Origin of the sequence: Halorhodospira neutriphila (assembly GCF_016584055.1) — a bacterium.
In the GTDB taxonomy this organism is placed as follows: Bacteria; Pseudomonadota; Gammaproteobacteria; order Nitrococcales; family Halorhodospiraceae; genus Halorhodospira; species Halorhodospira neutriphila.
Genome location: NZ_NRSH01000075.1, coordinates 1 through 11,006, shown reverse-complemented (window position 1 = coordinate 11,006; position 11,006 = coordinate 1). Strand labels below are relative to the sequence as shown.

At 71.8% G+C, this 11,006-nt stretch carries 10 protein-coding genes and 1 tRNA gene; 3 read left to right on the top strand and 8 right to left on the bottom strand.

From position 1 onward, the window contains the following. Nucleotides 1–281: 281 nt before the first annotated feature. Genes CKO13_RS07690 through CKO13_RS07670 form a run of 5 tightly spaced genes read right to left on the bottom strand, consistent with a single transcriptional unit; the run spans nt 282 to nt 5,603 of the window. Nucleotides 282–1,532, bottom strand: coding sequence for an aminotransferase class V-fold PLP-dependent enzyme (locus CKO13_RS07690; RefSeq protein ID WP_207132133.1), 1,251 nt, complete (start codon nt 1,530–1,532; stop codon nt 282–284). Beyond that, nucleotides 1,529–2,863: a Fe-S cluster assembly protein SufD gene (sufD, locus tag CKO13_RS07685; RefSeq protein WP_200259052.1), complete on the bottom strand. Its 1,335-nt coding sequence runs from the start codon at nt 2,861–2,863 to the stop codon at nt 1,529–1,531. Before sufD ends, CKO13_RS07690 begins: the two co-directional genes overlap by 4 nt. Next, nucleotides 2,863–3,615, bottom strand: a complete 753-nt coding sequence (gene sufC / locus CKO13_RS07680; protein WP_200259050.1) for a Fe-S cluster assembly ATPase SufC — start codon at nt 3,613–3,615, stop codon at nt 2,863–2,865. Before sufC ends, sufD begins: the two co-directional genes overlap by 1 nt. A 33-nt stretch (nt 3,616–3,648) precedes the next feature. Further along, nucleotides 3,649–5,130 (bottom strand): Fe-S cluster assembly protein SufB, encoded by a 1,482-nt coding sequence (gene sufB / locus CKO13_RS07675; protein ID WP_200259048.1) that lies wholly within the window; start codon nt 5,128–5,130, stop codon nt 3,649–3,651. 20 nt (nt 5,131–5,150) lie between these two features. Then, entirely contained in the window at nt 5,151–5,603 is a 453-nt protein-coding gene (locus CKO13_RS07670; RefSeq protein WP_200259046.1) for an SUF system Fe-S cluster assembly regulator, read from the bottom strand. 161 nt (nt 5,604–5,764) lie between these two features. On the opposite strand from CKO13_RS07670, the gene CKO13_RS07665 reads away from it, so the two are divergent. Then, entirely contained in the window at nt 5,765–6,022 is a 258-nt protein-coding gene (locus tag CKO13_RS07665) for a hypothetical protein (RefSeq protein ID WP_200259044.1), read from the top strand. Between the two features lie 4 nt (nt 6,023–6,026). Here the strand turns inward: CKO13_RS07665 and uvrB are convergent, their stop codons facing one another. Continuing rightward, on the bottom strand, nt 6,027–8,057 hold the full coding sequence (gene uvrB, locus CKO13_RS07660) for an excinuclease ABC subunit UvrB (protein ID WP_200259041.1): 2,031 nt from the start codon (nt 8,055–8,057) through the stop codon (nt 6,027–6,029). Nucleotides 8,058–8,220: 163 nt separating this feature from the next. On the opposite strand from uvrB, the gene CKO13_RS07655 reads away from it, so the two are divergent. Both CKO13_RS07655 and CKO13_RS07650 read left to right on the top strand, forming a co-directional pair. Next, on the top strand, nt 8,221–9,405 hold the full coding sequence (locus CKO13_RS07655; RefSeq protein ID WP_200259038.1) for a pyridoxal phosphate-dependent aminotransferase: 1,185 nt from the start codon (nt 8,221–8,223) through the stop codon (nt 9,403–9,405). 54 nt (nt 9,406–9,459) lie between these two features. After that, nucleotides 9,460–9,534, top strand: a tRNA-Asn gene (locus tag CKO13_RS07650). A gap of 97 nt (nt 9,535–9,631) precedes the next feature. Here the strand turns inward: CKO13_RS07650 and CKO13_RS07645 are convergent. Both CKO13_RS07645 and CKO13_RS07640 read right to left on the bottom strand, forming a co-directional pair. After that, nucleotides 9,632–10,207 (bottom strand): methyltransferase family protein, encoded by a 576-nt coding sequence (locus CKO13_RS07645; RefSeq protein WP_200259035.1) that lies wholly within the window; start codon nt 10,205–10,207, stop codon nt 9,632–9,634. A gap of 78 nt (nt 10,208–10,285) precedes the next feature. Further along, on the bottom strand, nt 10,286–10,900 hold the full coding sequence (locus CKO13_RS07640) for a response regulator transcription factor (RefSeq protein WP_200259032.1): 615 nt from the start codon (nt 10,898–10,900) through the stop codon (nt 10,286–10,288). Nucleotides 10,901–11,006: the final 106 nt, after the last annotated feature.

Sequence of the window (11,006 nt, the reverse complement as noted above, 5' to 3'; positions counted from 1 at the left end):
GCCCCTTCGCCGTATCGGTATCGGCTGAGGAGGACGCCCCTGGCCCTTCGGCGATACCGTCGTCCGGCGGCACCGCGCAGCCGAGGGGGAGGGCCAGGCAGAGCGCCAGCGCCGCAGCGGCGGCCGCCGCCGCTCCTCTGCCCTTGGGGAGAATGCCCATAGGCCTCACTTCACGCACAGGTTCAAGGGGAATCGTAGCAGAGAGGCGCAGCGGCGGTCGCCCCGTGCAGCCGCGGCGCGGCGGGCCGCACGGGATCCCTGCGGCCGTCGCCGCCCTCCCGTCACGCCCCGAAGAGCCGCCGGATCCGGTGCAGCGCCTCGATGAGGGCGTCCACCTCGTCCGTGCCGTTGTAGCAGCCGAAGGAGGCCCGCGCCGTGGCCGAGACCCCGAAGCGCTCCATCAGCGGCTGCGTGCAGTGGTGGCCGGCGCGCACCGCGATCCCCTGCTCGTCGAGGAGCATGGCCACATCGTTGGGGTGGGTCCCCGCCATGACGAAGGAGACCGCGCCGGCCCGGCGCTGCGGCGTGCCGATGAGCTCCACCCCCGGGACCGCCGCCAGCGCCTCGGCGGCGTAGCCGACCAGCGCCCGCTCGTGGGCGGCGAGGCGCTCGCGGCCGAGCCCCTCGAGGTAGCGCAGCGCCTCGCCGAGGCCGATGGCCCCGGCGATATTCGGCGTCCCCGCCTCGAAGCGGGCCGGCGGCTCGGCGTACTCCGTCCCCTCGAAGGCGACCCGGCGGATCATGTCGCCGCCGCCCTGGTACGGCGCCATGGCGGCGAGGTGCTCGTAGCGGCCGTAGAGCGCGCCGATGCCGGAGGGCCCGTACGCCTTGTGCCCGGAGAAGGCGTAGAAGTCGACGCCCAGCGCCTGGACGTCGACGGGCAGGTGCGGGGCCGCCTGGGCGCCGTCGACCAGGATCGGCACCCCGCGCTCCCGCGCCAGGGCGGCGATCTCGGCGACGGGGTTGACGGTCCCGAGGGTATTGGAGACGTGGACGACGCTGATCAGGCGGGTGCGCTCGTTGATCCGCGCGGCGACGGCGTCGAGCTCGATCTCGCCGTCGTCGGTCACCGGCACCACCCGCAGCTGCGCCCCGGTGCGCTCGCAGGCGAGCTGCCAGGGGACGATGTTGGAGTGGTGCTCCATGTGGGTGACGAGGACCTCGTCGCCCGGCTGCAGCCGGGGCGCGGCGAAGCTGTGGGCGACGAGGTTGATCGCCTCCGTGGCCCCGCGCACGAAGACGACCTCCCGCTCGCTCGCGGCGTTGAGGAAGCGGCGCACCTGCTCCCGGGCGCCCTCGAAGGCGGCGGTGGACTCCTGCGAGAGGGTGTGCACCCCGCGGTGGACGTTGGCGTAGTAGCGCCGGTAGCAGTCGAGCTCGGCGTCGATGACCGCCTGCGGCCGCTGCGCGCTCGCGGCGCTGTCGAGGTAGATCAGCGGCCGGCCGTTGACCTCCCGCCGCAGGATGGGGAAGTCCGCCCGCACCCGCGCGAGGTCGATGCCGGCCGCCTGGCCCCCCTCGGCGACGCTCATGCCGGCTCCTCCGCGAGGCTGCCCTGCTCGCCCAGGAAGCGGGCGAGCCGCCCCCGCTCGTAGGCCGCCGCCGGCGCGCAGCGCAGCCCGTCGATGACCTCGCTGGCGAAGGCGTAGGTCAGCAGCCCCCGCGCCGTGGCGAGGTCGATGCCGCGGGCCCGCATGTAGAAGACCGCCTGCTCATCGAGCTCGCCGACGGTGGAGCCGTGGGTGCAGCGCACGTCGTCGGCGTAGATCTCCAGGCGCGGGTCGGAGTGGGCCAGCGCCCGCGGGCCGAGGACGAGGTTGCGGTTCTCCTGCTCGGCGTCGGTCTTCTGCGCCCCCGGGTGGACCTTGATCAGGCCGTCGAAGACGGTCTCCGAGCGCCCCTCCAGGACCCCCTTGAAGACCTGCCGGCTGCGGGTGTGCTCGGCGCGGTGGTGGACCCAGGTGTGGTGGTCGACGAACTGCGCGCCGTCGCTGAGGTGGACGCCGGTCAGGTCGGCCTCGCCGTTCTCGCCGGCCACCGTCGCCTCCATGTCGACGCGCACCCGGTCGCCGCCCCAGACGAAGCTGTGCGCCCCGACGCGGGCGTCCCGCCCGGCGGTGCCGCTGATCGCCCCGAGGTGGCACCCCGCCGTGCCTTCCTCGGCCAGGCGCGCCAGGTCGAGCTGCGCCCCCGCCTCGGCCACGAGCTCCGTCACCGGGCAGCTCAGGTAGGCCGCCTCGGCGTCGCCGCCGTGCCACTCGATGACCCGGGCCTCGCTGCCCGCGCCGGCGCGGACCAGGAGCCGCGGGTAGACGGCGTGGCCGGCGGCCGCGGCGGTGGTGTAGCAGGCGACCAGGAGCGGCGCCTCCACGGCGGCGCCGCGCTCGATGTCGATCACCGCGCCGTCGCCCATGAGGGCGGTGCTCAGGGCGATGAAGGGGCTGTTCTCGGGGTCGGCGTGGGCGGCCAGGTGCTCGCGCAGCCACGCCGGCTCCTGCGCCAGGGCCTGCGCCAGCGGCGTGATCGTCACCCCCGCCGGCGCCTGCCCGAGCGCCGAGCGCTCGGTGTCGAGGTGGCCGTCGACGAAGACCAGCCGCGGCCCCTGCTCCGCGGGCAGGAGCGCCTCCAGCGGCGCCAGGCCGTCGCCGGCCGCCCCGGCCTGCGCCGGCGGGTGGAAGTCGCTGCGCAGCACCGGCGCCAGGTCGATGTGCTTCCACGCCTCCCAGCGCTTGGTCGGGAGGCCGTGGGCCTCGAAGGTGGCCAGCGCCGCGCGCCGGCGCTGGCCCAGCCACTCCGGGCCGGGCGCCGCCAGGGCCTCGAAGGCCTGGCGCGGCGCGCTCGGGAGGTTCTCCGCGGCACCCATCAGGCAGCCTCCTCATCGTCGAAGAGCGCGTAGCCGGTGCGCTCCAGCTCCTCGGCCAGCTCCTTGCCCCCGGAGCGCACGATCCGGCCGTTGACCATGACGTGGACGTGGTCCGGGACGATGTAGTTGAGCAGCCGCTGGTAGTGGGTGATGATCAGGAACGAGCGCTCCGGCGAGCGCATGCGGTTGACCCCGTCGGCCACGGCGCGCAGGGCGTCGATGTCGAGCCCCGAGTCGGTCTCGTCGAGGATCGCCAGCCGCGGCTCGAGCATGGCCATGTGGAAGATCTCGTTGCGCTTCTTCTCGCCGCCGGAGAAGCCGGCGTTCACCGGCCGGTTGAGCAGGGACTCGTCGAGCTGCACCCACTGCGCCCGCTCGCGGGCGAGCTTGAGGAAGCTCACCGGGTCGATCTCCGCCTCGCCCCGGGCCTGGCGGGCGGCGTTGACCGCCGCCTTGAGGAAGTAGCTGTTGCTCACCCCCGGGATCTCCACCGGGTACTGGAAGCCCATGAACAGCCCGGCCCGCGCCCGCTCCTCGGGCTCCATGGCGAGCAGGTCCTCGCCCTCGAGGGCGACGCCGCCGCCGGTGACCGCGTAGCTCTCGTCGCCGGCGAGGATCTTGGCGAGGGTGCTCTTGCCCGAGCCGTTGGGCCCCATGATGGCGTGGACCTCGCCCTGGCCCATCTCGAGGTCGATCCCCTTGAGGATCTCCGCCTCCTCGATACGCGCCTGCAGGTTCTGAATCTTCAGCATGACTCCGCTCCTAAGACTGGGTTGAGGCCGCCCTCAGCCGACACTGTCCTCGAGCGTCACCTCGAGCAGCTTCTGCGCCTCCACCGCGAACTCCATGGGCAGCTTCTGGAAGACCTCCTTGCAGAAGCCGTTGACGATCATGGAGACGGCGTCCTCCTCGCTGATGCCGCGCTGCTTGCAGTAGAAGATCTGGTCGTCGCCGATCTTCGAGGTCGTCGCCTCGTGCTCGAGCTGCGCCGACGAGTTCTGGATGTCGATGTAGGGGAAGGTGTGCGCCCCGCACTCCGAGCCGATGAGCATCGAGTCGCACTGCGAGTAGTTGCGCGCGTTGGCCGCCGTCGGCAGCACCTTCACCAGGCCGCGGTAGCTCTGCTGGGCGCGGTCGGCGGCGATCCCCTTGGAGACGATGTGGCTGCGGGTATTGCGGCCCATGTGGATCATCTTGGTGCCGGTGTCCGCCTGCTGGTAGCCGCGGGTCACGGCCACCGAGTAGAACTCGCCGATGGCGTCGTCGCCCTTGAGCACGCAGCTCGGGTACTTCCAGGTGATCGCCGAGCCGGTCTCCACCTGGGTCCAGGAGATCTTCGAGCGCTTGCCGGCGCACATGCCGCGCTTGGTGACGAAGTTGTAGACGCCGCCCTTGCCGTTCTCGTCGCCGGGGTACCAGTTCTGCACCGTGGAGTACTTGATCTGCGCGTCGTCGTGGGCGTAGAGCTCGACGACGGCGGCGTGGAGCTGGTTCTCGTCGCGCTGCGGCGCCGTGCACCCCTCGAGGTAGGACACGGAGCTGCCCCGCTCGGCGATGATCAGCGTGCGCTCGAACTGCCCCGTGTGCCCGGCGTTGATCCGGAAGTAGGTGGACAGCTCCATGGGGCAGGTCACCCCCTCGGGGATGTAGACGAAGGAGCCGTCGGAGAAGACCGCCGAGTTCAGCGCCGCGAAGAAGTTGTCCTTGCGCGGCACCACGGTGCCGATGTAGCGGCGGACCAGCTCCGGGTAGTCGCGCAGCGCCTCGGAGATGGAGCAGAAGATGACCCCGTGCTGGGCCAGCTCCTCCTTGAAGGTGGTCGTCACCGACACGGAGTCGAAGACCGCGTCGACGGCCACCCCCGAGGCGCCCGAGCCCCCCTCCTCGCCGCCCTCCTCGACGCCGGCGAGCATCTTCTGCTCGTGCAGCGGGATGCCGAGCCGCTCGTAGGTCTCGAGCAGCTTCGGGTCGACCTCGTCGAGGCTGCCCGGCCCCTGCTTGGGCGCGGCGTAGTAGGAGATGGCCTGGAAGTCGATGGGCGGGAAGCGCACGTTCTGCCACGTCGGCATGGCCATCTCCAGCCAGCCGCGGTACGCCTCCAGCCGCCACTCGAGCATCCACTCCGGCTCGCCCTTCTTCGCCGAGATGAAGCGGACCGTCTCCTCGTTGAGCCCGGGCGGGGCGAACTCCTGCTCGATATCGGTGTAGAAGCCGGCCTCGTAGCCCCGGCTGGTGAATCGCTCGATGGTCTCGTCGTTGCTCGACATAGCGCCCTACCTCTGCGTGTTTAGTGCCCCATGAGCTGCTGGCGGGAGCAGAGGGCGGCCGAGGCCGCCGCCGGCTGGCCCATCTCCGCCAAGTTGACCGCGCCGAGCGCCTCCCGGACCACGGCGCTGATGCGCGCCCACGTCGTGCTGGCGTGGCAGTCGTCCACGTGCTCGCAGGAGTCGCGCCCGGCCTTGACGCACTCGGTGAAGGCGATCGGCCCCTCGAGCGCCTCGATGACCTCGGCGACCGTGATCGCCTCCGGCTCCCGGGCCAGGCCGTAGCCGCCCTTGGCGCCGCGGAAGGAGCGCAGCAGCCCGGCGTGGACGAGCTGCTTCATGACCTTGCTCACCATCGGCTGCGGCAGGCCGTGGGCCGCGGCGAGCTGCGCGGCGTTGAAGCGCTCCGCCGGGCTCTGCGCCATCGCCGAGAGGATGACGACCCCGTAGTCCGTCTCGCGGTTGATCCTGAGCATAGTGACGAGCCTTCGCGCGGTTAATCCGTACCTCAATGGTACACATTAGCCGCCGGCAGGGGAACCTCTTTAGAAGGCTTTAAAGGGCACGCCCCCTTGAAGTCGCCCCGGAAAGCGCCGATAAAGGGGAGCGTCACCCGGCACGCCGAAGAGGAACCCTGTTGAGCGAAGTCCCGCAGCGCACGAGCTACCGGCTCATCATCGAGCAGAAGGAGTACGGCTGGGAGGTCGTCTTCTACGGCGGCGACGGCCGCATCCGCCACATCAGCCACTCCGGCAGCGAGATCGCCGCGCTGCGCTCGGCCTACCACATGGCCCGCTACTACCACTACGACCAGAGCGTCCTGCTCCGCAGCCGCTACGGCGACAAGGCCCTCGACCTCGAGCAGCTCATGCCGAGCCGCCGGCCCGCCGAGTAGCCGGCTAGGAGGCGAGCCGCGAGGCATCCCCGCCACCGAGGGCCTGCTCCTCGATCCGGCGGATCTCGTCGCGCAGCCGCGCCGCCGCCTCGAACTCCAGCTCCCGGGCGTGCTGGTGCATCTGCCGCTCGAGCTCGCGGATGCGCTTGACCGCCTCCGCCGGCGACAGGGCCGCGTAGCCGCCGCCCTCCTCGGCCGCCTCGGCGCCGCGCGCCGGCGCGCCGGGGACCGGCACCCCGCCGCGCTCCATGATGTCCGGCACCGCCTTGCGGATGCCCTGCGGGGTGATGCCGTGGGCCTCGTTGTGGGCGAGCTGCCGGGCGCGCCGGCGCTCGGTCTCGTCGATGGCCCGCTGCATGGCGTCGGTGACGCGGTCGGCGTAGAGGATCGCCCGGCCGTGGATGTTGCGCGCGGCGCGGCCGATGGTCTGGATCAACGAGCGCGTCGAGCGCAGGAAGCCCTCCTTGTCGGCGTCGAGGATGGCCACCAGCGAGACCTCGGGGATATCGAGCCCCTCGCGCAGCAGGTTGATGCCGACGAGCACGTCGAAGTGGCCGAGGCGCAGGTCGCGGATGATCTCGGTGCGCTCCACCGTGTCGACGTCGGAGTGGAGGTAGCGCACGCGCACGCCGTTCTCCTCGAGGTACTCGGTCAGGTCCTCGGCCATCCGCTTGGTCAGGGTCGTCACCAGCACCCGCTCGTCGCGCTCGGCGCGCTGGCGGATCTCGCCGTAGACGTCGTCGACCTGGCTCGTCGCCGGGCGGAGCTCCACCTCCGGGTCCACCAGCCCCGTCGGCCGGACCACCTGCTCGACGACCTGCCCGGCGTGCTCCTCCTCGAAGGGCCCCGGCGTGGCCGAGACGTAGACCGTCTGCGGCGCCAGCCGCCGGAACTCCTCGAACTGCAGCGGGCGGTTGTCCAGCGCCGAGGGCAGCCGGAAGCCGTACTCCACCAGCGTCTGCTTGCGCGAGCGGTCGCCCTTGTACATGCCCCCGATCTGGGGGACGGTGACGTGGGACTCGTCGATGAACAGCAGCGCCTCCGGCGGGATGTAGTCGAGCAGCGTCGGCGGCGGCTCGCCGGGGGCGCGCCCCGAGAGGTAGCGGGAGTAGTTCTCGATGCCGTTGCAGTAGCCGAGCTCGAGCATCATCTCCATGTCGAGGCGGGTGCGCTCCTCGAGCCGCTGCGCCTCGACGAGCTTGTCCTGGGCGCGCAGCGCCTCGAGGCGCTCGCGCAGCTCCTCGCCGATCTGCTCGACCGCCTTCTGGATCTGCCCGCGCGGGGTGACGTAGTGGGTCTTCGGGTAGATCGTCGCCCGCGGGACCTGGCGCAGGAGCTCGCCGGTGAGCGGGTCGAACCACGCCAGCGCCTCGATCTCGTCGTCGAAGAGCTGCACCCGCACCGCCTCCGCCTCGGACTCGGCGGGGAAGATATCGATGACCTCGCCGCGGGCCCGGTAGGTCCCGCGCGTGAGCTCGGTGTCGTTGCGGGTGTACTGCAGCTCGGCGAGCCGGCGGAGCACCTCGCGCTGGTCGATCCGCTCGCCGCGCACCAGGTGCAGGAGCATCGACATGTACGCCTGGGGGTCGCCGAGGCCGTAGATCGAGGAGACCGAGGCGACGATGACCGTATCCCGGCGCTCGAGCACCGCCTTGGTGGCGGACAGGCGCATCTGCTCGATGTGCTCGTTCACCGAGGCGTCCTTCTCGATGAAGGTGTCCGAGGCGGGGACGTACGCCTCGGGCTGGTAGTAGTCGTAGTAGGAGACGAAGTACTCCACGCGGTTGCGCGGCAGGAACTCGCGCATCTCGCCGTAGAGCTGCGCCGCCAGGGTCTTGTTCGGCGCCAGGATCAGCGCCGGGCGCTGCAGGCGCTCGATGACGTTGGCGATGGTGAACGTCTTGCCGGAGCCGGTCACCCCGAGCAGGGTCTGGTCGGCGAGCCCGTCCGCCACGCCCTCGACGAGGGCGTCGATGGCCTGGGGCTGGTCGCCGGCGGGCTCGAAGCGGGCGTCGAGGACGAACTGCTCAGACATGTTGACTAGTCTCAAGCGCCAGGGCGGGAGTGACAAGAGGCGATCGCGCCGTTTCGCCCCGACAGGGCGGGGCCGGGAGGCCGCCGGGCCCGAAGACGCTGAACTCGATCGCCTGAAGGCTTATCATAACGGTCCAAGATCGTTCGCAACCGGAGCCCGCAACATGGAACTGCAGCTCGCCGAGCGCGTCCAGCGCATCAAGCCCTCCCCCACCCTCGCCGTCACCGCCCGCGCCGCCGAGCTGCGCGCCGCCGGGCACGACGTCATCGGCCTCGGCGCCGGCGAGCCGGACTTCGACACCCCGAGCCACATCGTCGAGGCCGCGGTCACCGCCGCCCGCGCCGGGCAGACGCGCTATACGGCCGTCGACGGCACCGCCGAGCTCAAGCAGGCCATCATCGACAAGCTCCAGCGCGACAACGGCCTCGCCTACGAGCCGAGCCAGATCCTCGTCTCCAGCGGCGCCAAGCAGTCGCTGTTCAACGCCATGGCGGCGCTGCTCAACGAGGGCGACGAGATCGTCATCCCCGCCCCGTACTGGGTCTCGTACCCGGACATGGCCCTCGTCTTCGGCGCCCGGCCGGTCTACGTCAGCGCCGGCGCCGAGAGCCGCTTCAAGATCACCCCCGAGCAGCTCGAGGCGGCGCTGAGCGAGCGGACGCGGATGGTGGTGCTCAACAGCCCCTCCAACCCCACGGGCAGCGCCTACACCCGCGACGAGCTGGCCGCCCTCGGGGCCGTGCTCGAGCGCTACCCGCAGGTCGTCGTCGCCAGCGACGACATCTACGAGCACATCCTCTGGCGCGAGGAGCCCTTCAGCAACATCGCCAACGCCGCCCCGGCCATCGCCGAGCGCACGCTGGTGGTCAACGGCGTCTCCAAGGCGTACGCCATGACCGGCTGGCGCATCGGCTACGCCGCCGGCCCGGCGGAGCTGATCGCCGCCATGAAGAAGGTGCAGTCGCAGAGCACCTCCAACCCGGCCTCCATCTCCCAGGCCGCGGCACTCGCCGCCCTCAACGGCGACCAGGGCTGCATCGCCCCCATGCGCGAGCAGTTCAAGCAGCGCCACGACTTCGTCGTCGAGCGGCTCAACGCCATGCCCGGCGTCCAGTGCGAGCCGTGCGACGGGACCTTCTACTGCTTCCCCAGCGTCGCGCAGGCCATGGAGCGGCTCGGCTTCAGCGACGACGTCGCCTTCGCCGAGCAGCTGATCAGCGACGCCGGCGTCGCCCTCGTGCCGGGCTCCGCCTTCGGCGCCCCCGGCTACGTGCGCATCTCCTACGCCACGAGCATGGAGAACCTCGAGCGGGCCATGGATCGCCTGGCCGGCCGCCTCGTCGGTTGACGAGGCGGTCACCGCATCCCATACTAAGGGCCGCTTTAGGCGAGAAGCACCTATTCCCCGGTAGCTCAGCGGTAGAGCAAGTGACTGTTAATCACTGGGTCGGCGGTTCGAATCCGTCCCGGGGAGCCAGACTGGCCGCACCTCCCGCCCCTGAGGCCCTGAAGAGCTCCCTAGCGGTAGCGCCCGGCTGAAGGCGCCCTCCCGCCCGTCCCCGATCCGTCCAGGATCAGCGCCGCAATAGCCCACCCAGCGGCGGCAGGATCCGGGCGGGGACCCGCTCGCAGTAGGCCCGGTACGCCTCGCCGTACTTGTCCACCAGCCGCTCCTCCTCGTGGACCGACAGCCCCGCCCGCAGCAGCCACCACAGCGGCGTCAGCGCCGCCGCGTAGGCCGCATCCAGGGCCACCGCCAGCCCCAGCCCCCAGAGGATGTCGCCGAGGTACATCGGGTGGCGCACCACCCCGTAGAGGCCGTCGTCGTAGATCGGCGGCCGGCCCTGCCCGTCCGGCTGCCTAGCGGCCGCCCTCAGCCGCACCACCACCCGGGCGAGGATGCCGACGCCGAGCAGCAGCAGCGCCCCGCCGAGGGGCAGCGCCAGCGCCGGCGGCAGGCCCAGGGCCGGCTGCGGCAGGAAGGGGATCAGCGCGCGGGGGCCGAGGTAGCCCAGGCTCGCCGCGATGCCGGCGGCCATGTAGGTGCGGCGGCTGAAGCGCCGCCGGGCGGTGAAGACGGCCATGCCCGTGTAGAGGCCCGTCGCGGCCACGAGGGCCCAGAAGAAGACGTCCATCCAGGGTGCGGTCATCGGCGGCCTCCTGGCGGTGGCGGGAGCTCGCGGCGCATGGTACCAGGCGCCCGCGCCGCTGTGCCGCGCCGGCCCGGGCTAGGGGACCTGGCCCTCCCCCGTCAGCACCATCCGCACCAGCTCCGAGGCGTTGCGCGCCCCGAGCTTGTCCAGCAGCCGCGCGCGGTGGACCTCCACCGTCCGGGTGCTCATGCCCAGCTCGTAGCCGATCACCTTGTTCAGCTTGCCGGCGAGGATGCCCTCCATGACCTGGTGCTCGCGCGGGGTGAGCTGCGCCAGCCGCGCCTCGAGGGCGGCCGCCGAGCGCTGCTGCTCGCGGCGCTGGCGGTCGCGCTCCAGCGCCTCGGCAATGCGCCGGAGGAGCGTCTCGGCGCCGAACGGCTTCTCCAGGAAGTCCAGCGCCCCCTCGCTGATCGCCTCGACGGCCATGGGGATATCGCCGTGGCCGGTGATGAAGACGATCGGCAGGCGCACCCCGCGCCGGCGCAGCTCCCGCTGCAGCTGCAGGCCGTCCATGCCGGGCAGGCGGACGTCGAGCACCAGGCAGCCGGCCGTCTCCGCGGAGATGGCCGTAAGCAGCGCCTCGGCGCCCTCGAGCGCCACGGTGGCGTAGCCGGCGGTGGCGACCAGGAACGACGTCGCCTGGCGCACGTCCGGATCGTCATCGACGATGTAGACCCGCTCGACGCTCATGCCGCCCTCTTGCCCCGCGACGCCGCCAAGGGCAGGTGGACCCGGAGCAGCGCCCCGCCCCCCTCGGCGTCCGCCGCCTCGATCGTCCCGCCGTGGGCCCGCAGCA

What these genes read in the sequence shown, in the direction of transcription:
- CKO13_RS07690 (WP_207132133.1), bottom strand. Translation starts at nt 1,532, where the DNA reads ATGAGCGTCGCCGAGGGGGGCCAGGCGGCCGGCATCGACCTCGCGCGG.
- sufD (WP_200259052.1), bottom strand. Translation starts at nt 2,863, where the DNA reads ATGGGTGCCGCGGAGAACCTCCCGAGCGCGCCGCGCCAGGCCTTCGAG.
- sufC (WP_200259050.1), bottom strand. Translation starts at nt 3,615, where the DNA reads ATGCTGAAGATTCAGAACCTGCAGGCGCGTATCGAGGAGGCGGAGATC.
- sufB (WP_200259048.1), bottom strand. Translation starts at nt 5,130, where the DNA reads ATGTCGAGCAACGACGAGACCATCGAGCGATTCACCAGCCGGGGCTAC.
- CKO13_RS07670 (WP_200259046.1), bottom strand. Translation starts at nt 5,603, where the DNA reads ATGCTCAGGATCAACCGCGAGACGGACTACGGGGTCGTCATCCTCTCG.
- uvrB (WP_200259041.1), bottom strand. Translation starts at nt 8,057, where the DNA reads ATGTCTGAGCAGTTCGTCCTCGACGCCCGCTTCGAGCCCGCCGGCGAC.
- CKO13_RS07655 (WP_200259038.1), top strand. Translation starts at nt 8,221, where the DNA reads ATGGAACTGCAGCTCGCCGAGCGCGTCCAGCGCATCAAGCCCTCCCCC.
- CKO13_RS07645 (WP_200259035.1), bottom strand. Translation starts at nt 10,207, where the DNA reads ATGACCGCACCCTGGATGGACGTCTTCTTCTGGGCCCTCGTGGCCGCG.
- CKO13_RS07640 (WP_200259032.1), bottom strand. Translation starts at nt 10,900, where the DNA reads ATGAGCGTCGAGCGGGTCTACATCGTCGATGACGATCCGGACGTGCGC.